Genomic DNA, 22,154 nt, shown 5'->3' with positions numbered 1-22,154 from the left:
GTTTCCGTATCGGACCCTAAAACAGGATGGAGACTACCGATGGAATACGTGAAGCTTGGCAAAACCGGCCTTGAAGTGTCCCGCATCTGCCTGGGCTGCATGACCTATGGCGATCCCGGCAAGGGCACGCATGCCTGGTCGCTGAAGGAGGAGGACAGCCGCCCCCTGCTCAAGCAGGCGATCGAGGCAGGCATCAACTTCCTCGACACGGCGAACACCTATTCCAACGGCTCGTCGGAGGAAATCGTCGGCCGCGCCATCAAGGCTTTCGCGCGCCGCGAGGATATCGTTCTCGCAACGAAGGTGTTCAACCGCATGCGCCCCGGCCCGAACGGCGCCGGCCTGTCGCGCAAGGCGATTTTCGATGAGATCGACAACAGCCTGCGCCGCCTCGGTACCGACTATGTCGATCTCTACCAGATCCATCGCTGGGACTATTCGACGCCGATCGAGGAAACGCTGGAAGCGCTGCACGATGTCGTCAAGGCCGGCAAGGCCCGCTATATCGGCGCCTCCTCGATGTATTCCTGGCAATTCGCCAAGGCGATCTACACCTCGCGCCTCAATGGCTGGACCGAATTCGTCAGCATGCAGAACCACCTGAACCTGCTCTATCGCGAGGAAGAGCGCGAAATGCTGCCCTTCTGCGAAGACCAGAAGATCGCCGTCATCCCCTGGAGCCCGCTTGCCCGCGGCCGCCTCACCCGCGACTGGGACGAGGCGACGGCGCGCTCGCAAACCGACGAATTCGGCAAGACACTTTACACACAGGCGGTCGAGGCCGACCGTAAGGTCGTCGAAGCCGTCGGCGCCATCGCCAAAGCCCGTGGCGTCGCCCGCGCCCAGGTCGCCACCGCCTGGCTCCTGCAGAAGAGCGCCGTCACCGCCCCAATCATCGGCGCCTCAAAGCCCGGCCACATCGCCGACGCCGTCGCCTCGCTGTCGGTGAAACTGACGCCGCAGGAAATCGAGGCACTGGAATCACCCTATATCCCGCATGGGGTTGCCGGGTTTAAGTGACCGGAGATTTTGGAGCTGGTCAGGTTGGGCCAATGATGTTGCACGTACCTGCCTGAGCGGCCCCTCACCTCAACCCTCTCCCCGCCCATGCAGGGAGAGGGGGTTATCGCATTCCATTAGCACCTTCTGAATAAATGGACAGAGCGACAGATACGGAGCAGTCCCCTCGCCCCGCTTGCGGGGAGAGGGCTAGGGTAAGGGGCAATCCCACCCTCTGAAGCCAATTGAGCTGCAATGGCCTTCCACCGCAGACAATGACGATGCCTTGAGCCCACCGCAAATCGCGCAAAAGTTACTTCACGAGAAGGTCACGGTGAGGCTTAACAGGTCAAGATTCCCCCACCCCGAGGATGGCAATCCATGATCACAGCTCCCTTCGAAGCGCGGCGCTTTCAGTCGACCGCGGCCTATTACCTGCGCTATCGCATCCCCTATCCGGACAGCCTGATCGCCCGTGTCGCCGAGCGAAGCGGCCTGAAGGCCGGCGGCCATGTGCTGGACCTTGGTTGCGGCCCCGGCCAGCTTGGCATCGCCTTTGCGCGCCTCCAGGGCGCCGCCGTCACCGCCATGGACCCGGAGCCGGAAATGCTCGCCGCGGCCGAAGCCGGCGCGAAGGACGCTGGCGTCGAGATCACCCTGCGTCAGGGTTCTTCCTATGATCTCGGGCCGGATATCGGCAGGCTGCATCTCTGCGTCATGGGCCGCTCCTTCCACTGGATGGATCGCCCGGCGACGCTTACGGCTCTCGACACGCTGATCGAGCCCGGCGGCGCCGTCGTACTGTTCGGCGACAGACACATAGAGGCGAGCCCGGATTGGCGCACCATCGTTGATAAACTGACGGAAACTTTTTCGCCGGAACGCCATGAGCAGCGCCTGTTGCGCAAGAGCAAGGCCTGGGCGCCGCATGAGGCCATGCTACTCGCCTCGCCCTTCAACAACCTTGAGCGCATCGGCATTGTCAGCGAATATCAAAAAGATATCGAGGATATCGTCGGCCGCGTTTTCTCGATGTCCTCCACCTCGCCGCAGGCGCTGGGCGACAAGCTTGCGGATTTCGAGGCGGCGTTGCGCGCCGAGCTGCTGGACACGGCCCCTGACGGGAAAATCACGGAGATCGTCGAATCGAACGGTCTGCTCGCCTTCCGCGGCTGATCGAATCAGTCTTTAGCGCGAGGCAAGCTCCTGCCGGGTTGCGGCCAGAAGCTCCTCGGAAAGCGCGGGCGTATCCATGGCGCGGGCAAGAATGACCGCGCCGACCATGGTGGAGAGATCGGCAAGCGCCTTGCGCCGCCGCTCCTCCTGGGTTTCTCCGGGCGTGATCTCTTCCAGGATCGCCGCCATTCCCATCAGGCCGTTGGTGAAGGTGGACTGCATTTCGGGGCCGTAACGGCTGACCTCCTGCGTCAGCGCCGCAAAGACGCAGCCGGTGCCATGCTCGACGACGTTGCGATGCGAGAGATAATGCGTGAGTAATGCATCGCGCGGCGCCTCCGGCGCTCCCTCGACCACCTGCTGCCAGCGCTCCTGCGAGCGCGCCACCAGCGCCTTGCTGGCTTCGCAAGCCAGCTCGTCCTTCGATTCGAAATGGCCGTAGAAGCCGCCATGCGTCAGCCCGGCCGCCTTCATGATGTCGGCGACGCCGATGCCGTCGAAACCCTTCTCGCGAAAGAGCTCGCCTGCGACAGCAAGGATCTTCTCGCGATTCTCAGCGAATTTTTCCCGGCTCACTCTCATCAAAAAACTCCATCAGAGCATCAATAAATCTGTATTGACAATTTATATGATGACCATCATCAATATGCAACAAATATGACAGCAATCATGTAAATGCCTTTACACAAACGTTCAAGCCGGGAGAACGGCATGGCGCTAGAAGCGGACACGGCCACTCCTGGGCGTCTGCGATCCAGCGCTTTCGCCACCCTTCTGATCCAGACGTCAAGACACACAACTTTATCGGAACGCACCTCATGGTTTCCACAGTCCTTGCTTCGACGCTTGCCCGGCGCAACATCCACTATGGATGGGTCGTCGTCGGCGCCACCTTCTTGACCATGCTGGTCACCGCCGGTGCCATGGGCGCGCCTGGCGTGCTCATCAAGCCGCTGGAAGATGAGTTCGGCTGGAGCACATCCTCCATCTCCTCCGCGCTTGCCGTTCGCCTGCTGCTCTTCGGCCTGATGGGGCCGTTCGCCGCTGCCTTCATGAACCATTTCGGTGTCCGCAAGGTCATCGTCTTCGCGCTGATCACCATCTGCGCCGGCTTCATCGGCTCGCTGTTCATGACGCAGGTCTGGCAGTTGCTGCTCTGCTGGGGCATCGTCATCGGCTTCGGCACCGGCCTCACCGCCATGGTGCTGGCCGCCACGGTGTCGACGCGGTGGTTCATCAAGCATCGCGGCCTCGTCGTCGGCATGCTCTCGGCGAGTTCGGCCACCGGCCAACTCGTTTTCCTACCGCTGATGGCGGAGCTGACGGAACGCTATGGCTGGCGTACCACCGTGCTCTTCGTTTGCGGCATGATCGTCGTTGCCGCTCTGGTCGTGCTGCTGCTGATGCGCGACCGTCCCGCCGACGTCAATCTGCCGCTCGTCGGTGAAATCCATGTCTCGCCAACACCGCCCGCCACCAAGAATCTCAAGGCGGCCTTGGCCTCGCCCCTCGTCATCCTGAAAGAAGCGTCCGCGAGTTCCACCTTCTGGATCCTCGCCGCCACCTTCTTCATCTGCGGCCTTTCCACCAATGGCCTGATCCAGACGCATTTCGTCACACTCTGCGGCGATTTCGGCATCGTGCCGGTGGCCGCCGCCAGTGTTCTGGCCGTCATGGGCATCTTCGATTTCTTCGGCACGATCGGCTCCGGCTGGCTGTCCGACCGCTTCGACAATCGCTGGCTGCTCTTCTGGTATTACGGCCTGCGCGGCCTGTCGCTGATCTACCTGCCCTTCAGCAATTTCACCTTCTATGGCCTGTCGATCTTCGCCGTCTTCTACGGCCTCGACTGGATCGCCACCGTACCGCCGACCGTCAAGATCGCCGCCGACCGCTTCGGCCGCGAAAAAGCCGGCCTCGTCTTTGGCTGGGTCTTCGCCGCCCACCAGCTCGGCGCCGCCACAGCGGCTTATGGTGCAGGCCTGTCGCGCACCGAACTCAGCACCTACCTGCCCGCCTTCTTCATCGCCGGCGCCTTCTGCGTGCTCGCCGCCATCCTGGCACTGACGATCAGCCGCTCCGGCTCGACGGACAAGGCCCCGGCAATGGCCCACTGAGGCCAGCGCCTCGAGAGACAAAACGGCCCATGGCGTCCGCTGCCGCCATGGGCCGAATTGCAAGTCCCGGAAAACAAGACGCATTCCTTCGCAACCCGTCTTGCGCGTCCGGCCAATCACATGTTAGACACCCGCCTCGTTGCGATCCGTTGCCCCATTGGCGGAATTGGTAGACGCGCTCGACTCAAAATCGAGTTTCGAAAGAAGTGCTGGTTCGACTCCGGCATGGGGCACCATCTTACAGACTGAGAACCCTATATCATTGGAAATAACGCGCTAATTCGTCCTGCCGGTACTGAAGGCGGATGGAGTGCGAAAGAATTACCGTGAAATGCGTGATAAAGACCGGCAGCCTCGAACACAGGCGGCAGGTGCCGCGCCTATTTTGACGCCGTTCTACCGAACCCGCTAGTGGCTTACAGGAGTTATGCGGTTCACGGGCTGATGTCGCGATTTATTCGAAGACGCTCACGGCTAAAACTTCCGGAGGATATATGCAGCCTTTTGGCGATTATATTCCACCAATACACGCAGCTTGCGCTTCAACCTACTCTGGCGCACTATCAAGGTGGGTCAGGTCGCATGGCGTGGGGGGCGTATTATGTTCCGGCGGTATTGGTGGAGATGGGCGCCCGGCGCATTAATGGCGCTTATGCTAGGATGTGGAACCGCGCAGGCGAGCCTCTCTTATGTTCCCGGACAAACCGCGGAGGCTGGAAACTTCCTGTTGGTTGCTGGCGAGATTGACGCAAACGAAGACTTGTCAAAGTTCGTGACGGCCGTCCAAGCAAACAATACGCGCGTGATCCTTTTCAAGTCACCGGGCGGCAATGTCCTGAAAGCCATGGAGCTTGGTAGATTGATCCGCTCGCTACGGCTAGCGACCGTTCAAGTGAGGGCCGGAGAGTGCGAGTCCGCGTGTGCGCTTGCCTTCATGGGCGGTGTCATTCGCTTTGCAGACCCCGGCTCGATTGGCGTGCACAAGTCGTCATTTGCCGACACTAGTGGGATGAATGTCTCTGACGCAGTTTCCGCAGTCCAGCAACTCACCGCCGACGTCATGACCTACATGACTGAGATGGGCATTGACCCCGCGCTGATGCAGCTCGCTTTGAAGTACGACAGCGACGACATCCGCTATTTGTCTGGTAGCGAGATGGAACAGTATCGCGTTGCCCTAAATGGGGCGAAACCACTGCCCAACGCCTCTGCACAGGTCAATCCGTCAGGTACTCCTGCAGTTCCGTCGACATCCTGGCCGAACGCACAGACTGCCCCGGCAGTAGCAAGCCTTCCACCGGTCCTCGCACCGACCCTGGACCTGTCAATCCCCGCAGCGCGATCAGGGAAGGTGCAGACTTACAAGGGGATGGCACCTCTTAAGGCGACCCCTACGATGGCGTCGCCAACTGTTGAGAATTTCGCCAACGGTTCGCCTGCCACTATCCTTGGCGACACCGGCAAGTGGTACCGTGTAAGGGTGGGCTCAAGAGTTGGGTATATGTTCCGCGATTGGGTCTGGGTGGACCAATTCGACGCAGCACCTTTTGGCAGGCAATTCGTGCAGGTGAAGAGCTTTGACAATCTGGCTCAGACTGAGCAGTACGTCCGTTCCTCTGGTCTGCCCCTTGTTGCATACATATCGAGAAACGGATGGTTCGCCATCGCGCTGGACAGAACGTTTGAGCCCAATGAAGCGAAGACCCTCCTGGAAACGATGAAGGCAAATGGCTCTATCCCGGACGACTCCATTGCGACTTACGGAAATGCCTATGCTAAAAAGGTATGCTGTTCAGCCAAATAGCGGAACACCGCTGCGCTCGACCAGTTTAGCAACCATCCAAAGCTTTGATGCGCGAAATGAGCGTCTTTCCGTAAACAAAGACAGTCTGAACGACTGCGCGACCATGGCAAGTTCTCCCCGCATTCGTTACATAGTCGTAGGCGACACGAACCTCATCGTTTGACCTAGTGACGCTGCGCAGAGTTAACGGCATCGACATGTCACCAAAATAATCCTGTATCGACCGTTCGTTGAAGGGGCCTTTACCGCGCTTTTCAGGCACGACCAGCGCTGACGCCCTTTCTCCATCGGCCGCCGACAGAGCAGAATAGAAGGCACTTACCGTGGTCATGGGGTCAAAGACACTCTCCGACTCCGACCGCGGTGCACGTGCTGCAGTCTCCGGTTCTATTGGCTGATACGCTATGCCAACCCGCGTGGCTTTCTCTGGCGTCAACCATTCAATCCCCTCGGGTGGGGCCGTCGTCACATATATGATTGCCGCTTCTGGAAGCCCGATCTGATCAAGGTAGGCACCTACCAGAGCATTGCCGACCCCGCTTTCACTCGCCTTTCCATCGGCCAAGCGAAAAGCAGCATGGAAGCCAATCTTCGATGCCCGATCGAGAAAGCGCGGAGAGCCGGCCAGCCATATGAGGGCACAGGCAGAAGCACATAATGTCTGCTGCGCGACCACCGTTGCAAAACCACGCAAGCGGATAGCGCGGCCTATCTCAATCCCCGCGCTGAGCGCGCCTCCCTCGCTGTTCAGCACGACGAGGGCCTTATCAGATGCCGTCGCCAACCTGCGGAACACCGCGTCATCACCAACGTTGATCACGCCCTTCACAGTAATTAGGTCAATCCCGCTCACACCCGGCTCGCTGGTTATTTGGGCTGCGTGACCGACCGCGAGAGAAGAAAACAAAAATAACGCCGCAAAGAGTAAGTGACGCATCGATGCCCCCCTTGGATACACCGAGTATTGAGCATTCAATGCGCTGCACTTCAAGGGTGTTGGATTTTGGTTTGGGCACTGACGACCGGGCAAAGTCTCAGCGCCGAACACCCACCATCACGAAAATTTTTGATTTTGTGCCCTTTCCGTCATCCCCCGACCATTTACAGCCATAATCCTCCCCCCTAAAGGTGTGCAACGCAGCAAAAGGGGGCAGAATGCTTCGTAGACTTTACGACTGGACCATGTCGCTGGCCCGCCGCAAATCGGCGGAAGTTTGGTTGGCCATTATCGCCTTCGTTGAAAGCTCGATCTTCCTCGTGCCCGCCGACGTCCTGTTCCTGCCGATGTCTCTCGCAAAGCCCGAGCGCGCCTGGCGCTATGCGCTGACGGCGACGGTCGCTTCCGTGCTCGGCGGCATTGCGGGCTGGGCGCTCGGCTATTACGCCTTCGAGGCGATCGCCAAGCCTATCCTTATCTTCTACGGCAAGCTCGACGCCTTCAACCAGATGAGCGCCGGCGTCACCTACGGATGGGTCGTTCTGCTGCTCGTCACGTCGGGCCTGGCGCATCTGCCGCCGATCAAGGTGGTCACCATCCTTTCCGGCGTCGCCCATATCGATCTCGGCCTGTTCATCATCTCGGCCATCGTCGCCCGCGGCGCCCGCTTCTTCTTCCTGGCCTTTTTGCTGCGCCGCTATGGCGAATCGATCCGGCATTTCATCGAGAAGCGCCTGGGCCAGATCACCATGGCGGCCGCCGTCGTCCTCATTCTTCTCTATATCCTCTTCCATTATGTGCTGGCGCACTGAGCACGGAGCCCTTGCATGTCTAAGACCTTGACCTCTCGCGCCGGCCTCACCTATTCCGCGCTGCTTGCCGTCGGCATGATCATCGTCATCGGCTCGGCGCTCGGCTTCCAATATATCGGCGGCTATATTCCCTGCGCGCTCTGCCTTGAGCAGCGCCAGCCCTATTATTACGGCATTCCCGTCGCGATCGTTGCCGCTCTGACGGCGGTGGCCGGCTTGCCCTCGTGGATCACCCGCGCGCTGCTCGCCATTGCCGGCATCCTGATGGTGGTCGGCGGCGGCATCGGCGTCTATCACGCCGGCGTCGAATGGCACTTCTGGGCCGGCCCGACGACCTGCTCCACGACTGCCAGCAGCATGACGCAGAATGCCGGCGACCTGCTGAACGAACTCAGCACCATCAAGGGCCCGTCCTGCACGGAAGCCGCACTCCGCGTCCTCGGCTTGTCGATGGCCGGCTGGAACGTGATCGCCAGCGTCATTCTGGCGGCGATTGCGTTTATGGGTGTGAAGAAGGCGGGTTGATTGAACTGAGCTCGTCAGGCGAGCGAGCGGCTGTTGCAGCTACGTGCCTGGCCCCTCACCCCAGCCCTCTCCCCGCCTATGCGGGGCGAGGGAGCTCTACAATGCCCGACGCCGCCTATGTTCATATGGTGAGGCCAATTATTTTGCGCTGTCGTCCCCTCGCCCCGCTTGCGGGGAGAGGGCTAGGGTGAGGGGCCATGCAAATAAGCGCGGCAAAGCGGAACTCGCCCGACCTTCCAAGACAATCAACCTTACGGCTGCAGTTCCGTATCCCAGTAGAGATAGTCGAGCCAGCTATCGTGCAGATAGTTCGGCGGGAACAGGCGGCCGTTGTTGTGCAGGTCCTGCACGGTCGGCTGGTAGGGCTTCTGCGCCGGGAACATGCCGGCCTGCTTTGGCAGCTTGCTGCCCTTGCGCAGGTTGCATGGGGAACAGGCCGCGACGACATTTTCCCAAGTCGTCTCGCCGCCATGGGCGCGCGGGATGACGTGGTCGAAGGTCAGATCGTCATGATTACCGCAATACTGGCATTCAAACCGGTCGCGCAGGAAGACGTTGAACCGGGTAAAGGCAGGGTTGCGGGAGGGCTGGACGTAAGTCTTGAGGCAGACGACGCTTGGCAGCCGCATCGAGAAGCTGGGCGACGATACGGACTGATCGTATTCAGCAATGATATTCACACGGTCAAGGAAAACCGCCTTGATCGCGTCCTGCCAGGACCAGAGCGACAAGGGGTAATAGCTTAGCGGTCTATAGTCAGCGTTCAACACGAGCGCTGGCAAGGACTGCGGCGAGACTGCAATCGTCAAGGAACCCTCCTGATCGATTCGGCATCTGTATCTGTATATTAGGCCGGTTGTTACAGGATTGTGAAGTCCAATAAATTCAGTGCATAGCGTCGAATCGACGAGAGCGTCCGATCAGTCGATAGGCAGCGCGTCACGCCGGGTTTTGACGGCATAATAGGCCCAGAAGAGCCGGGCCGCGACCGAGCGCCAGGGCATCCAAGCCGTCGCTTCCCGGGCCAAAGCCTTGGGCAAGGGCCTGACCTCATGCCCAAATGCCATGCCGACAGCCGCCTGCAAGGCGACGTCGCCGACCGGGAACACATCTGCGTGACCGCCGCAGAACATCAGATAGACCTCCGCCGTCCAGGGGCCGATTCCCTTGATGGCAGTCAGCCCGGAAAGCGCCTTTTCCGGGCTTTCGGCACTCAGCGACTGAAGATCGAGGCCGCCGCTGACTACGGCGTCGGCAACGCGCTCCAGCGTATCCGCCTTGATTCGCGACAGGCCGAAACCACGCCAGGCATCCGGCTCCAGCCCGGCATAGGCTTCGGCGGTCACCCGCCCGGTCCTCGCCGTCATCCGCCCCCAGATCGCATCGGCGCTCGCCCGCGACACGACCTGCGACACGATGATATGGGCAAGCCCTTCGAAGCCCGGCTCGCGCAGGCGCAGCGGCACAGGCCCCGCCTCGGAGACAATCTGCCGCAGGCGCGGATCGAGCTCGACCAGCGCCGCCAGCCCCTCCCTGATATCGTCTTCGCCGCGGATGATGTGCATGGCTTCTCGTAGTGCGGGATTAAAATTCGTGGCAGAAGAAAGCATGAACGCGATTCCCCGTCAAAAGCCGATTTTCCGTTTCGCGCCGAGCCCGAATGGCCCGCTGCATCTCGGCCACGCCTTGTCGGCGATCCTCAATCACGACATGGCGGAGCAGGCCGGCGGCCGTTTCCTCCTGCGCATCGAAGACATAGATCAGGCCCGCTGCACACCCGAATTCGAAGCGGGCATATTTGCCGATCTCGCCTGGCTGGGCCTCTCCTGGGAAAAACCGGTGCGCCGGCAGTCCGAACACCTCCCGGCCTATCAAGCCGCCCTGCAGTCGCTCATCGCGCGCGACCTCGTCTACCCCGCCTTTCTGACGCGCGGGGAAGTGAAGGCACGGGTCGCGGCAGGCCTTGCCAGCGGCAGCCCGTGGCCGCGTGATCCGGACGGCACGCCGCTCTATCCGCCCGACGATCGCCTGCGTAGCACCACGGAGCGAAAGCGCTTGCTCGACGCCGGCCTCAAACACGCCTGGCGGCTCGACATGGAAAAAGCCATCACCGAGGTCGGGGGGGCGCTGCATTGGCAGGAAAACGGCGATGGCGAGAGGGGCGATATTCTTGCCAATCCCTCTGCCTGGGGCGATGTCGTGCTGTCGCGCTCCGATGCGCCGTCAAGCTATCATCTCTCCGTGGTCGTCGACGATGCGGCACAGGGCGTGACCCATGTCATTCGCGGTCTCGACCTCTTTCACGCCACCGCGGTCCACCGCCTGCTGCAGGCCCTGCTCGACCTGCCACAGCCGCTCTACCATCATCATCGGCTGATTCTCGGCGAAGACGGCAAGAAGCTCTCGAAGAGCCAGGGCGATACCGGCATTGCCGAATGGCGCCGGCAGGGCTGGTCACCGGCGGAGCTTCGCCGCCGCCTCGGCCTGTGATTGGTTTTCCAATCGTTGTTTATCCGCCTCGGGACCGCCCTTGCCGAAGAGCATGCGCCGCACCTTGAACTTCATCAACGCCGCATTGAACTCCGCGCCCAGAATGAAGATCACCGCGAGCATGTAGAGGAAAACCAGCACGATCATGACCGAGGCAAGACCGGCATAGGTGGCCGTGTAATTGGCGAAGGTCGCGAGGTAATAGGCAAAGATCAATGCGCCGAGCGACCAGAAGAGCAATGTCAGGAACACGCCGGGGATGACATCCAACAGCCGCCGCCGGCCGGCTGCCAGCCACAGATGCAGGATCAGCAGCCCGGCAAGCAGCAGGAAGACAGTGCCATAGATGCGCCAACTGAAGACGACCTCCAGAATATCGGCAAGCCGCGGCACCCACTCCCGCGTATAATTCAGCACCAGCGGCACGGCGACGAGCATGATGCTGAGGAGGGCAAAGATCAAAACCGCGATCAGCACATAGCCGAGGCTCGCAAGACGATTGAAATACCAGGGCCGGTTTTCCGGCACGCGGTAGGCGCGGTTGAGCGAGATGCGCAACGCCTCCACACCGTTGGAAGCGAAATAGGCCGCGGCCAGCACGGAGATGGTGAGCAGCCCGCCGCGCGGAATGGTCAGCACCTGCACCACCTGATCCGCCAACGGCTTGGCGATCGCCTCCGGCCAGGTATCGAAAATCAGATGCACCGCCGTCGAGGAAAACTGGCTGGCTCCGAGGAAACTCGCAAGCGCCGTGCCGAAGATCAGAAACGGAAAAACAGCGAGTAGCGTCGAGAGCGCCACATGGCTTGCCATCGCGAAACCGTCGTCCTCGACGAAATGAAACACCGCGTCGTAGACGACCCTATAGAGCGTACGAACGAATATCGGCATTCCATCTCCGCTTGAGCCCGGTTCTCGTCTGCCGGTTGTCGATTGTGTCGGGTCCTTGAATATGGGAAACGACTCTTCGTTTGTACAGGAATCATTCCATGGCAGATCAACGCACCATCATCGTCACGGGTTGTTCTTCCGGCATCGGCGCTTTCTGCGCCCGCGCGTTGAAGGCGGACGGCTGGCGGGTTTTCGCAACCGTGCGCAAGAAGGCCGACCGTGCTTCCCTCGAAGCCGATGGGATCGAAACGCTGCTGATGGACTATACCCTGCCGGAAACGATCTCGGCGCTGGTCGCAACCGTGCGCGAACGGACCGGCGACCGTATCGACGCCCTGTTCAACAACGGCGCCTATGGCCAGCCGGGCGCGGTCGAGGATCTTTCCACGGATGTGCTCCGCGAACAGTTCGAGACGAATTTCTTCGGCTGGCATGAGCTGACGCGGCAGGTGATCCCGCTGATGCGCAGGCAGGGCCGAGGCCGCATCGTCAATGTTTCCTCCATTCTTGGCCTGGTTCCCTATCGCTTCCGCGGCGCTTACACGGCTTCGAAATTCGCGCTGGAGGGCCTGACGATCACCCTCCGGATGGAGCTGCAGGATAGCGGCATCCATGTCAGCCTGATCGAGCCCGGCCCGATCACCTCGCGCTTTACCGCCAATGCGCTCGCCAAGATCAAGGAGCATATCGACCTCGAACATTCGGCCCATGCTGTCGAATATCGGCGGCAATTGGCGCGGCTGAATGGCACAGGCCCGGTCAACAGGCACAAATTGGGACCCGAAGCGGTCTATGACGTGTTAAAATCCGCATTGAACGCCAAGAATCCCCGTCCGCATTATGTTGTGACCACGCCTGCAAAACAGGGTGTTCTTCTGAAAAGGCTGTTGCCGGCTAACCTTTTCTATCGTCTGATGCGCCGGTTGGATTGAAAGACGAAGGCCCGAAGCAATGTCTACCGTTACCTATATCGCCGCCATCATCGTCATGGGCCTGGTCGTGATCGTCCTCATTCGCGGCCTGTTCAACATGATGAAGGGCGACAATCCGAATCTCTCCAACCGGCTGATGCAGCTTCGCGTGCTGCTGCAGGCAATCGCGGTCATCCTGATCATGCTGACGCTGTGGCTGACCGGCGGCGGCCGTCCGACCTGACGGCGGGATCACCATGGTCAAGCTCAACAAGATCTACACCAAAACCGGCGATGCCGGCACCACTGGCCTTGTCGCCGGCCCCCGCCGGCTGAAGCACGATTTGCGCGTCGAAGCCTATGGCACGATCGACGAAACCAACTCGGTCATCGGCGTTGTCAGGCTGCATACCGCCGACATGCCCGAACTGGATGCCATGCTGATGCGCATCCAGAACGACCTTTTCGATCTCGGCGCCGATCTCTCCACACCGGAAACGGACGAACCACTCTCCTACGAGCCGCTGCGCATCATCGAAAGCCAGGTCGAGCGCATCGAACAGGATATCGATACGCTCAATGCCCATCTCGAACCGCTGAGATCCTTCATTCTGCCTGCCGGCAGCCCCGCCTCTGCGCACCTCCACCTCGCCCGCACGATCGCGCGGCGCGCCGAGCGGCTGATGGTGGCCCTGTCGCGCAGCGAGGGCGAACGCGTCAGCGCGGCGGCCATGAAATACGTCAACCGTCTTTCGGATTTCCTGTTTGTCGCGGCGCGCCACGCGAATGATCAGGGGCGTGCCGATGTGCTGTGGGTTCCGGGTAAGAATCGGTAGGGTGAGGCAAATTGTGCCTGCCGGCATCCATCCTATTGACGTTGACGTAAACGTTATTTATGTCCCGAGAGCAATTTGCCATTCTGCGTCATGCGAGCGTTGTAATTGGGGTAAAAACGCGTATCCATGTCGCCATTCGACAAACGGAGAGGCGCTGAACAGGCCATGTTCTGTGGGCGCAGTGTTGAAGGAAGGATTCCATGAAGATTCTCGTCCCTGTTAAGCGGGTAGTGGATTACAACGTCAAGATCCGGGTGAAGCCGGATGGATCGGGCGTTGAGCTTGCGAATGTGAAGATGTCGATGAACCCGTTCGACGAGATTTCGGTCGAGGAGGCGCTGCGCCTGAAGGAGGCCGGCAAGGCCGAGGAAGTGGTGGTGGTGTCGATCGGGCCTGCGAAGGCCGAGGAGACGCTGCGCACCGCGCTTGCCATGGGGGCGGATCGCGCCATCCTGGTCGAGACCGACGACGCCGTCGAGCCGCTGGCGGTGGCGAAGATCCTCAAGGGCGTCGCCGATGCCGAACAGCCGGGCCTGATCATCGTCGGCAAGCAGGCGATCGATGATGACAGCAACCAGACCGGCCAGATGCTGGCGGCATTGCTCGGCACGGCACAGGCAACCTTCGCCTCGAAGATCGAGATCGGTGACGGCAAGGCTCAGGTGACCCGCGAGGTTGACGGCGGCCTGCAGACGATCGAGGTCAAGCTTCCAGCCGTGGTCACATCAGACCTTCGCCTCAACGAGCCGCGTTATGCCTCGCTGCCGAACATCATGAAGGCGAAGAAGAAGCCACTCGACAAGAAGGCACCCGCCGACTTCGGGGTCTCGACTGAGCCGCGGCTGAAGGTGCTGAAGACCGAGGAGCCGTCCGGCCGCAAGGCCGGCGTCAAGGTCAAGTCGGTGGCCGAGCTGGTCGAGAAGCTGAAGACCGAAGCCGGCGTGCTCTGAGGATAGGAAAGGGAGAACTTCACCATGGCCATTCTTCTTCTGGCTGACCACGACAATCAAAGCCTTTCCGACCAGACCGCCAAGGCGCTGACGGCAGCAAGCCAGATCGGCGGCGATGTGCATATTCTCGTCGCTGGCAAGGCCGCCAAGGCGGCGGCCGAGCAGGCGGCCAAACTTGCCGGCGTCTCCAAGGTGCTGCTGGCGGAAAGCGACGAGCTTGCCAACAATCTTGCCGAGCCGCTTGCCGATCTCATCGTGTCGCTGGCGGCAGGCTACGACACCATCCTGACGGCCGCCACCTCGGTCGGCAAGAACGTCATGCCGCGGGTTGCAGCCCTGCTTGACGTCGCCCAGGTTTCGGAAATCATCGAAGTCGTGTCGTCCGACACCTTCAAGCGGCCAATCTATGCCGGCAATGCCATCCAGACGGTGCAGGCAAGCGATGCCAGACGAGTGATCACCGTGCGCACCGCCTCGTTTGCTTCCGCCACAGAGGGTGGTTCGGCCACCGTCGAGGCGATCGCGGCGGTCGCCAATCCCGGTCTGTCGACCTTCGTTGCCGACGCACTGTCGACCTCGGATCGTCCGGAACTGACGTCTGCAAAGATCATCATCTCCGGTGGTCGCGCCCTCGGTTCGGCGGAAAAGTTCAAGGAAGTCATCCTGCCGGTTGCCGACAAGCTCGGTGCTGCCGTCGGCGCAAGCCGTGCTGCCGTCGATGCCGGTTATGCGCCGAACGACTGGCAGGTCGGCCAGACCGGCAAGGTGGTGGCGCCGCAGCTCTATATCGCCTGCGGCATATCCGGCGCCATCCAGCATCTCGCCGGCATGAAGGACAGCAAGGTCATCGTCGCCATCAACAAGGACGAAGAGGCCCCGATCTTCCAGATCGCCGACTATGGCCTCGTCGCGGACTTGTTCGAGGCGCTGCCCGAACTCGAAAAGGCGCTGTGATCGCACCGATCACTCTCTTTCGCAGTTGCGAAAGACTGGAAAATTGTCCTTTATAGAGCTATCAATCTTGCCGGGCTAGAAATAGTCCGGCAAATTTATGATGCAAAGCATGGCGCGCCTTCAAGAACGCGCCGCCGGGGAGTTGGCAATGAGTTCGCTGAAGACGATTGGTATTATCGGCGCGGGCCAGATGGGCTGCGGTATTGCCCACGTGTCCGCCTTGGCCGGCTACAAGGTTCACATCTACGATCTGTCGCAGGATCGCATCGAAAGCGGCCTTGCCACCATCAACGGCAACCTTGCCCGGCACGTCGCTTCCGGCAAGATGAGCGACGAGGACCGCAAGGCGGCGTTGTCGCACATCACCGGCTCCTCCGATCTCAACGACCTTGCCCACGTCGATCTCGCAATCGAGGCCGCGACTGAGGACGAAAGCGTCAAGCGCAAGATCTACGCTCAGGTCTGTCCGATCCTGAAGCCCGAGGCGATCCTCGCCACCAACACCTCATCGCTGTCGATCACGCGGCTCGCATCCGCGACCGACCGGCCGGAACGCTTCATGGGCATCCATTTCATGAACCCGGTGCCGGTGATGAAGCTGGTCGAGCTAGTGCGCGGCATCGCCACCGAGGAATCGACCTTCTCCGCCGCCAAAGACTACGTCACCTCGCTGGAAAAGACGATCACCGTGGCCGAAGACTTCCCGGCCTTCATCGTCAACCGCATCCTGCTGCCGATGATCAACGAGGCGATCTATACGCTTTATGAAGGCGTCGGCACCGTCGATGCCATCGACACCGCCATGCGGCTCGGCGCCAACCACCCGATGGGCCCGCTGCAGCTCGCCGATTTCATTGGCCTCGACACCTGCCTGTCGATCATGCAGGTGCTGCATGACGGGCTCGCCGACTCCAAGTATCGCCCCTGCCCGCTGCTGGTGAAATATGTCGAAGCCGGCTGGCTCGGACGCAAATCCGGCCGTGGCTTCTACGACTATCGCGGCGAAGTGCCGGTTCCGACACGGTAGAATACCTCGCCCCCAATGGGGGTCTGAAGGACGGGTTGAGACCTGTGGCTCAACCCCGGCAAAGGTCGCGCGAAAGCGCGTGGTGAGGGGACGTTACCGGGAAGCCAAAACCGATGCGCGGTACTCGTTGGCGCGCCGCTCCAGAAGCAGCTCAAACGATCGTTTGATTCTATTCACATGCGGCGTCTTATACTCAAAGCGCTCATTGTGAATGTGGATCAGCATCGAGGCGTTGACCTCGAAAATCACCACCCTGCCCTGGGAATCGAGCGAACAATCGATACCAAAATAATCGAGACCGATCTGACGGCGGATGGCATCGAGGGCCGCCATGCCTTCTAGCCCGAAGACGCTGCCGGGATCGTTCAGAAAGGCCTCTTCCTCTTTGCGCATCCACTCGACGTCGGACATGCGCGTCGTGACATGATGCACCTTCCAGCCATCACCGATGGCCAGGTGATAGGGAAGTATCTCATCTCCGACGAAGACGAAGCGGTACTTGCGGAAAAGCCTGTCGGGTGAACTGTAGTTGACGAAATCCGTCAGATAGAGGGTCTGCTCTCCGGCGTCCTCGGCAAAGCTCAGCAGGGCGCCGGCATCCGCCACCAGTTCCATCATATCGCCGCCATGCTTGCCGGTATGACGCACGATCACCGGAAAGGCGCCGGTGTCGCCGTCACGCACCCGCCGGCACAGATCTTTGGCCTCGATACGAATGGTCGTCGGCATGACCGCGTTCGCAACGCTGCTCAGGCGTCGCGAGATGGATTCGCGATCCGTCGCCAACATCAGCCGCGGGTGATTGACGACCGGCCTTTCCAGGGAATCGGCAACATCGATGGCAGACGCCATCACATCGAGCCCAAAATCAGTGTCCGAAACGAGATTGACGATGACATCAACCCGATCGCTGCGGACTTGCGGGTCATTGCGATAACCACGCAAGATAAAGATCACCTCCGTGTCGAAGTAACTGTCTCTGATCAGATCCTCATAGGGCGTGTTGCCAGCTTCGGGTGAGAAGAGCAGCAGCACTCGAAACTTTGCTGGCCTTTTCGCCGCCGGATAGTTGCGGACGACGCCCATCTCGGCGACCGCCAGAAAACAAACATGCGCCGCCGCCGGATTTCCAAGCTTGAGCTCAAACTTTCCGCAAAGCATCAATGCTTCGCGATCGGTCGGCTCGACACGCAGCGCCCGTTGCGCCGTAGCTAGGCCCTCGCGCCAGCGACCGGTCGCCTCCAGCGCCTGCGCCTTGTTGCAGAGGCAGCGAAAATCCTCGGGAAAGCGCGACAATCCTTTGTCATAGGCTGCTATCGCCCTGTCGAAATCGCCGGATTTCTGGAGAATATCGCCAAGCCGCGACCACGATGTTGGGTCTTCGGGCGACTGATGGCAGTTGCGCAAGGCTTCTTGTATGGCTTCCGGCACATTGCGCAGCGACTCTACGACCTGGCTGCGCTTGGAAAAAGCCAGGCTGTAATCGCTCTTGAGAGCGATTGCCCGCTCGAGACTCGAAAGCGCTTCGACCGAGCGCCCCACCTCCTCAAGCACGACACCATGGTTGTACCAGGATGCCGCGTCATCCGGCTGCGCGGCAACCACTCTCTCATAGCACTGCAGCGCCCGCGCAAGATCGCCGGTGTTTTGACATGCCATGCCAAGACCTGACATCGCATGTATGTAATCGGGTTTGAGGCGGAGCGCTGTTTCGAACCAAACGATGGCATCCTGCGGCCTGTCGACGTTCAGCAGCAAGAAACCCAGCGTATTGGACGCGATCGGTTCACGGCTGACAAGCTCGCCAGCCGATAGAAACAGATTGATAGCATCCTCGTAGCTGCCAGCACCCATCAAGGTCGCAGCCTGGATCAGGATGGAGGGAAGCGCTGATGCATCGGGCAGAGTATGGGCCGGAGACTGATTCATCTGGATCGATTTTCAAACAGAGAACGGGTTGGGCGATTGCCCTAGTCTCTCATCCGGGCCTTACCCGAGGATGACCCCGTATTCGATCAGATCCAAATCTCGTGTCTCACGATGCGCGCAAACGGCCTCACAGCGCTATCGCAGCCTTCACCAGGCTCTTTGCGTCCTCGCTGTCCCATGCCGCCGGCCCGTTCATGGCCGAGACGAGGCAGCCCTTGCCGTCGATCAGCAGCGTCACCGGCAGGCCGAAAGCAAGGCCCTGCTTCTTCAGCGCATTGAAGACGCCCATGGTGCTGTCACGATAATAGCCGAGCTTGTCGATGCCGTAATCCGTGCGGAACGTCTTCGGCTTTTCGTCGTCGCCCGTATCGATATTGACGGCGACGACCTCGAACTTGTCATTGCCCAAGCTTTTCTGCAACGCGTTCAGCGCCGGCATTTCTTCGCGGCACGGCACGCACCATGTCGCCCAGACATTGAGAAGCAAGGTCTTGCCGGAGAAACTGCCGACCGACAGCGGCTGGCCGTCCGGCCCCTTGAAGGCAACATTCTGCAGCGAGATCGGCGTCTGCGGCGCAGCCATGGCAGCGACCTGACCCTTGGTAAAGGGCGTCAAAGCTGCGGCGCGATCCTTTGCCGTATCGCATTGCCCGGATGAGGCCGTTTCACCAACGCCATTGCCATACCCCGCCTCCTTCACGTATACCGCTGCCGCGCCCGCAATAACCCCAGCGACGGCGGCAAGCAGAACGAGTTTCATAGACGGCAGACCGAACGGCTTCTTTGCTGTCATTACATTCTCCAGGTAGGCATCTCATGGCTGACGGCACGGACACCAAATCCTCCAACCAGATGTGGGGCGGACGTTTCGCCTCCGGCCCCGCGGCGATCATGGAGGAGATAAATGCATCGATCGGTTTCGACAAGAAGCTGTTTGCACAGGATATCCGCGGCTCCATCGCCCATGCCGGCATGCTCGCTCATCAAGGCATCATTTCCACCGAGGATAAAGACAAGATCGTTCACGGCCTGAACACGATCCTGTCAGAGATCGAGAGCGGCAATTTCGAATTTTCCCGCCGCCTCGAAGACATCCACATGAATGTCGAAGCACGGCTCGCGACGCTGATCGGCCCGGCCGCCGGAAGGCTGCACACCGCCCGTTCGCGGAACGACCAAGTGGCGCTCGATTTCCGCCTCTGGGTCAAGGAAGAGCTGCAGAAATGCGAACAGGCGCTGACTGATCTCATCGCCGCCTTCCTCGACCGCGCCGAAGAACATGCCGAGAGTGTCATGCCCGGCTTCACCCATCTACAGACGGCACAGCCCGTCACCTTCGGCCATCATTGCATGGCCTATGTCGAAATGTTCGGCCGCGACCGCTCGCGCGTGCGCCACGCCATCGAGCACATGGACGAATCCCCGATCGGCGCGGCAGCCCTTGCCGGCACCGGCTTCCCGATCGATCGCCACATGACCGCAAAGGCGCTCGGCTTCCGTGAGCCGACGCGCAATTCGATCGACACCGTTTCCGACCGCGATTTCGCCATCGAATTCCTGTCGATCGCCGCCATCGCCGGCATGCACCTATCGCGGCTCGCCGAGGAAATCGTCATCTGGTCGACGCCGCAGTTCGGCTTCGTGCGCCTCTCCGACGCCTTCTCCACCGGCTCCTCCATCATGCCGCAGAAGAAGAACCCGGATGCCGCCGAGCTCGTGCGCGCCAAGACCGGCCGTATCAACGGCTCGCTGGTAGCGCTCCTGACCATCATGAAGGGCCTGCCGCTCGCCTATTCCAAGGACATGCAGGAAGACAAGGAACAGGTGTTCGACGCCGCCGAAAGCCTGGAACTGGCGATTGCCGCCATGACCGGCATGGTGCGCGACATGACAATCAACACCGCCCGCATGAAGGCGGCAGCCGGCTCCGGCTATTCGACCGCCACCGATCTTGCCGACTGGCTGGTGCGCGAAGCGGGCTTGCCTTTCCGTGACGCCCATCACGTCACCGGTCGCGCCGTTGCACTCGCCGAGAGCAAGTCCTGCGATCTTGCCCAACTATCGCTCGAAGAACTGCAGGCGATCCACCCGGCGATTACGGCCAACATCTTCGACGTTCTGACCGTCGAGGCCTCGGTCGCCAGCCGCAAGAGCTACGGTGGCACGGCGCCGTCGGAGGTACGCAAGCAGATCGCCTTCTGGCGTGCTCGCAACTGAGAAAATCGCCGAAAATCACAATCAACAATCAGGGTGCACAAGGCCCGGAAACTTCGCTATGAAGGACTGCTTCCGCGTTTGCCGCCCAAGAGGATTTCGATGCAGATCAACATGCCGCATATCATCCGCCTGGCCGTCGTGCTTTCGGTCATCGGCCTTGCCGTCGTCGGATGTGGCCGCAAGGGCGATCTTGATCCGCCAAGTGCAGCGGCAACCAAGGGCGGTGACGTCTCCAAGCCGACGAAACAGCCGGGCACCGAGGACAAGAAGTTCCTCCTCGATCCGCTTCTCTAAACAGGCCTCGACCGTGAACCATTTTCAATATCGCGACGGCATTCTCTACGCCGAGGACGTTCCCGTTCCGGAAATCGCCAAGGCGGTCGGCACGCCATTCTACGTCTATTCGACGGCAACCCTCGAGCGTCACTACCGCGTCTTCTCCGAAGCCTTCGGCGATGTCGACGCCATGGTCTGCTATGCGATGAAGGCCAATTCCAACCAGGCGGTGCTGAAGACCCTCGGCCGGCTCGGCGCCGGCGTCGACGTCGTGTCCGTCGGCGAACTGCATCGTGCTCTGGCCGCCGGCATCCCGGCAAGCCGCATCATGTTCTCCGGCGTCGGCAAGACTGCTGAGGAGATGGATGTGGCGCTTGAAGCCGGCATTTACTGCTTCAACGTCGAATCCGAGCCGGAACTGGAAGTGCTGAACCAGCGCGCCGTCCGCGCCGGTAAGGTCGCTCCCGTTTCCTTCCGCATCAATCCCGACGTCGATGCCCGCACGCATGCGAAGATTTCGACCGGCAAGAAGGAAAACAAGTTCGGCATCTCGTGGGAGCGTGCCCGCGCCGTCTACGGCCGCGCCGCCAATTTGCCGGGCATCAAGGTCACCGGCATCGACATGCATATCGGCAGCCAGATCACCGAGCTGCAACCCTTCGAGGACGCCTTCAAGCTGCTGCGCGATCTCGTCGAGACGCTGCGCGGCGACGGCCACGATATCCACCATGTCGATATCGGCGGCGGCCTCGGCATTCCCTACCGCGACGACAACGATCCGCCGCCGGCGCCGGAAGCCTATGCCCACATCGTCAAGAATCAGTTGAGCGGCCTGAGCTGCAAGATCGTCACCGAGCCCGGCCGCCTGATCGTCGGCAATGCCGGCATCCTGGTGACCGAGGTGATCTACGTGAAGGATGGCGGCCACAAGACTTTCGTCATTGTTGACGGCGCCATGAACGACCTGATCCGCCCGACGCTTTACGAGGCCTATCACGAAATTCGTGCCGTCGAGATCACCGCCGCCAATGCCCCGCGCATCAAGGCCGACGTCGTCGGCCCGGTCTGCGAGACCGGCGACTATTTGGCGCTCGACCGTGAAATGGCGATGCCGAAGCCCGGCGATCTGCTGGCCGTCAGCTCCGGCGGCGCTTATGGCGCGGTGCAGGCCGGCACCTATAACAGCCGGCTTCTGGTGCCCGAAGTGTTGGTCAAGGGCAGCAAATTCCATGTCATTCGGCCGCGCAAGACCTATGACGAGCTGATTGGCCTCGATTCGATCCCGCCCTGGTTCGACGTGTGA

23 protein-coding genes and 1 tRNA gene are annotated in these 22,154 nt (G+C 60.7%); 17 read left to right on the top strand and 7 right to left on the bottom strand.

Annotated elements, in window-relative coordinates:
• Positions 1 to 39: 39 nt before the first annotated feature.
• Positions 40 to 1,020 (top strand): aldo/keto reductase, encoded by a 981-nt coding sequence (locus GGD50_RS13555; RefSeq protein WP_107109421.1) that lies wholly within the window; start codon positions 40 to 42, stop codon positions 1,018 to 1,020.
• A 360-nt stretch (positions 1,021 to 1,380) separates the two neighbouring features.
• A complete protein-coding gene (locus GGD50_RS13550; protein ID WP_107109422.1) occupies positions 1,381 to 2,175 on the top strand; it encodes a class I SAM-dependent methyltransferase in 795 nt (264 codons plus the stop codon).
• 12 nt (positions 2,176 to 2,187) lie between these two features.
• On the opposite strand, the gene GGD50_RS13545 is transcribed toward GGD50_RS13550, so the two are convergent.
• The gene (locus tag GGD50_RS13545) at positions 2,188 to 2,757 is read right to left on the bottom strand and encodes a TetR/AcrR family transcriptional regulator (RefSeq protein WP_107109423.1); all 570 of its coding nucleotides are present in this window, start codon (positions 2,755 to 2,757) and stop codon (positions 2,188 to 2,190) included.
• A gap of 236 nt (positions 2,758 to 2,993) precedes the next feature.
• Between GGD50_RS13545 and GGD50_RS13540 the strand changes: the two genes are divergently transcribed.
• The 3 genes from GGD50_RS13540 (at position 2,994) to GGD50_RS13530 (ending at position 6,096) form a co-directional block, all read left to right on the top strand.
• A complete protein-coding gene (locus GGD50_RS13540) occupies positions 2,994 to 4,292 on the top strand; it encodes an MFS transporter (protein WP_107109424.1) in 1,299 nt (432 codons plus the stop codon).
• Positions 4,293 to 4,443: 151 nt separating this feature from the next.
• Positions 4,444 to 4,528: transfer RNA gene (locus GGD50_RS13535), tRNA-Leu, on the top strand.
• A 491-nt stretch (positions 4,529 to 5,019) separates the two neighbouring features.
• Positions 5,020 to 6,096 (top strand): hypothetical protein, encoded by a 1,077-nt coding sequence (locus tag GGD50_RS13530; RefSeq protein WP_146144004.1) that lies wholly within the window; start codon positions 5,020 to 5,022, stop codon positions 6,094 to 6,096.
• A gap of 25 nt (positions 6,097 to 6,121) precedes the next feature.
• Here GGD50_RS13530 and GGD50_RS13525 read toward each other — a convergent pair whose 3' ends face one another.
• Positions 6,122 to 7,033 (bottom strand): COG3904 family protein, encoded by a 912-nt coding sequence (locus GGD50_RS13525; RefSeq protein WP_107109426.1) that lies wholly within the window; start codon positions 7,031 to 7,033, stop codon positions 6,122 to 6,124.
• 218 nt (positions 7,034 to 7,251) lie between these two features.
• Between GGD50_RS13525 and GGD50_RS13520 the strand changes: the two genes are divergently transcribed.
• Positions 7,252 to 7,845, top strand: a complete 594-nt coding sequence (locus GGD50_RS13520) for a YqaA family protein (RefSeq protein ID WP_107109427.1) — start codon at positions 7,252 to 7,254, stop codon at positions 7,843 to 7,845.
• Positions 7,846 to 7,860: 15 nt separating this feature from the next.
• On the top strand, positions 7,861 to 8,370 hold the full coding sequence (locus tag GGD50_RS13515) for a disulfide bond formation protein B (protein WP_107109428.1): 510 nt from the start codon (positions 7,861 to 7,863) through the stop codon (positions 8,368 to 8,370).
• Between the two features lie 251 nt (positions 8,371 to 8,621).
• On the opposite strand, the gene GGD50_RS13510 is transcribed toward GGD50_RS13515, so the two are convergent.
• Together GGD50_RS13510 and GGD50_RS13505 are read right to left on the bottom strand one after the other, a co-directional pair.
• On the bottom strand, positions 8,622 to 9,179 hold the full coding sequence (locus GGD50_RS13510) for an HNH endonuclease (RefSeq protein ID WP_028754837.1): 558 nt from the start codon (positions 9,177 to 9,179) through the stop codon (positions 8,622 to 8,624).
• 111 nt (positions 9,180 to 9,290) lie between these two features.
• Positions 9,291 to 9,935 (bottom strand): DNA-3-methyladenine glycosylase family protein, encoded by a 645-nt coding sequence (locus tag GGD50_RS13505; RefSeq protein WP_107109429.1) that lies wholly within the window; start codon positions 9,933 to 9,935, stop codon positions 9,291 to 9,293.
• 43 nt (positions 9,936 to 9,978) lie between these two features.
• Between GGD50_RS13505 and gluQRS the strand changes: the two genes are divergently transcribed.
• On the top strand, positions 9,979 to 10,860 hold the full coding sequence (gene gluQRS, locus GGD50_RS13500) for a tRNA glutamyl-Q(34) synthetase GluQRS (protein ID WP_107109430.1): 882 nt from the start codon (positions 9,979 to 9,981) through the stop codon (positions 10,858 to 10,860).
• On the opposite strand, the gene GGD50_RS13495 is transcribed toward gluQRS, so the two are convergent.
• Positions 10,825 to 11,751 carry a YihY/virulence factor BrkB family protein gene (locus GGD50_RS13495; RefSeq protein ID WP_107109431.1) on the bottom strand — a complete coding sequence of 309 codons (927 nt, stop codon included), beginning with the start codon at positions 11,749 to 11,751 and terminating at the stop codon, positions 10,825 to 10,827. The genes gluQRS and GGD50_RS13495 overlap by 36 nt on opposite strands.
• A gap of 98 nt (positions 11,752 to 11,849) precedes the next feature.
• Here GGD50_RS13495 and GGD50_RS13490 point away from each other — a divergent pair, with 98 nt between their 5' ends.
• The 6 genes from GGD50_RS13490 (at position 11,850) to GGD50_RS13465 (ending at position 16,429) form a co-directional block, all read left to right on the top strand.
• Positions 11,850 to 12,683 (top strand): SDR family oxidoreductase, encoded by an 834-nt coding sequence (locus tag GGD50_RS13490; RefSeq protein ID WP_183937761.1) that lies wholly within the window; start codon positions 11,850 to 11,852, stop codon positions 12,681 to 12,683.
• A gap of 19 nt (positions 12,684 to 12,702) precedes the next feature.
• Positions 12,703 to 12,906, top strand: coding sequence for a twin transmembrane helix small protein (locus GGD50_RS13485; protein WP_183937759.1), 204 nt, complete (start codon positions 12,703 to 12,705; stop codon positions 12,904 to 12,906).
• A gap of 13 nt (positions 12,907 to 12,919) precedes the next feature.
• The gene (locus GGD50_RS13480) at positions 12,920 to 13,498 is read left to right on the top strand and encodes a cob(I)yrinic acid a,c-diamide adenosyltransferase (protein WP_183937757.1); all 579 of its coding nucleotides are present in this window, start codon (positions 12,920 to 12,922) and stop codon (positions 13,496 to 13,498) included.
• Positions 13,499 to 13,698: 200 nt separating this feature from the next.
• A complete protein-coding gene (locus tag GGD50_RS13475; protein ID WP_183937754.1) occupies positions 13,699 to 14,448 on the top strand; it encodes an electron transfer flavoprotein subunit beta/FixA family protein in 750 nt (249 codons plus the stop codon).
• A gap of 24 nt (positions 14,449 to 14,472) precedes the next feature.
• Positions 14,473 to 15,402: an electron transfer flavoprotein subunit alpha/FixB family protein gene (locus tag GGD50_RS13470; RefSeq protein WP_183937752.1), complete on the top strand. Its 930-nt coding sequence runs from the start codon at positions 14,473 to 14,475 to the stop codon at positions 15,400 to 15,402.
• Positions 15,403 to 15,550: 148 nt separating this feature from the next.
• Positions 15,551 to 16,429 (top strand): 3-hydroxybutyryl-CoA dehydrogenase, encoded by an 879-nt coding sequence (locus GGD50_RS13465; protein WP_107109921.1) that lies wholly within the window; start codon positions 15,551 to 15,553, stop codon positions 16,427 to 16,429.
• 93 nt (positions 16,430 to 16,522) lie between these two features.
• Here GGD50_RS13465 and GGD50_RS13460 read toward each other — a convergent pair whose 3' ends face one another.
• Both GGD50_RS13460 and tlpA read right to left on the bottom strand, forming a co-directional pair.
• Positions 16,523 to 18,358 carry a tetratricopeptide repeat protein gene (locus GGD50_RS13460; RefSeq protein ID WP_107109503.1) on the bottom strand — a complete coding sequence of 612 codons (1,836 nt, stop codon included), beginning with the start codon at positions 18,356 to 18,358 and terminating at the stop codon, positions 16,523 to 16,525.
• A gap of 127 nt (positions 18,359 to 18,485) precedes the next feature.
• Positions 18,486 to 19,151 (bottom strand): thiol:disulfide interchange protein TlpA, encoded by a 666-nt coding sequence (gene tlpA, locus GGD50_RS13455; protein WP_107109504.1) that lies wholly within the window; start codon positions 19,149 to 19,151, stop codon positions 18,486 to 18,488.
• 23 nt (positions 19,152 to 19,174) lie between these two features.
• On the opposite strand from tlpA, the gene argH reads away from it, so the two are divergent.
• The 3 genes from argH to lysA all read left to right on the top strand — a co-directional run bounded on the left by argH (position 19,175) and on the right by lysA (position 22,154).
• Positions 19,175 to 20,575 carry an argininosuccinate lyase gene (gene argH, locus GGD50_RS13450; protein ID WP_107109505.1) on the top strand — a complete coding sequence of 467 codons (1,401 nt, stop codon included), beginning with the start codon at positions 19,175 to 19,177 and terminating at the stop codon, positions 20,573 to 20,575.
• 99 nt (positions 20,576 to 20,674) lie between these two features.
• On the top strand, positions 20,675 to 20,869 hold the full coding sequence (gene lptM / locus GGD50_RS13445; RefSeq protein WP_107109922.1) for an LPS translocon maturation chaperone LptM: 195 nt from the start codon (positions 20,675 to 20,677) through the stop codon (positions 20,867 to 20,869).
• Between the two features lie 13 nt (positions 20,870 to 20,882).
• Positions 20,883 to 22,154 carry a diaminopimelate decarboxylase gene (gene lysA / locus GGD50_RS13440; RefSeq protein WP_107109506.1) on the top strand — a complete coding sequence of 424 codons (1,272 nt, stop codon included), beginning with the start codon at positions 20,883 to 20,885 and terminating at the stop codon, positions 22,152 to 22,154.

The sequence above is a fragment of the Martinezella paranaensis genome, assembly GCF_014200235.1.
Lineage (GTDB): Bacteria > Pseudomonadota > Alphaproteobacteria > Rhizobiales > Rhizobiaceae > Rhizobium > Rhizobium paranaense.
Note: the sequence above shows the minus strand (reverse complement) of the source record. Positions and strands in the feature narration are given on the sequence as shown.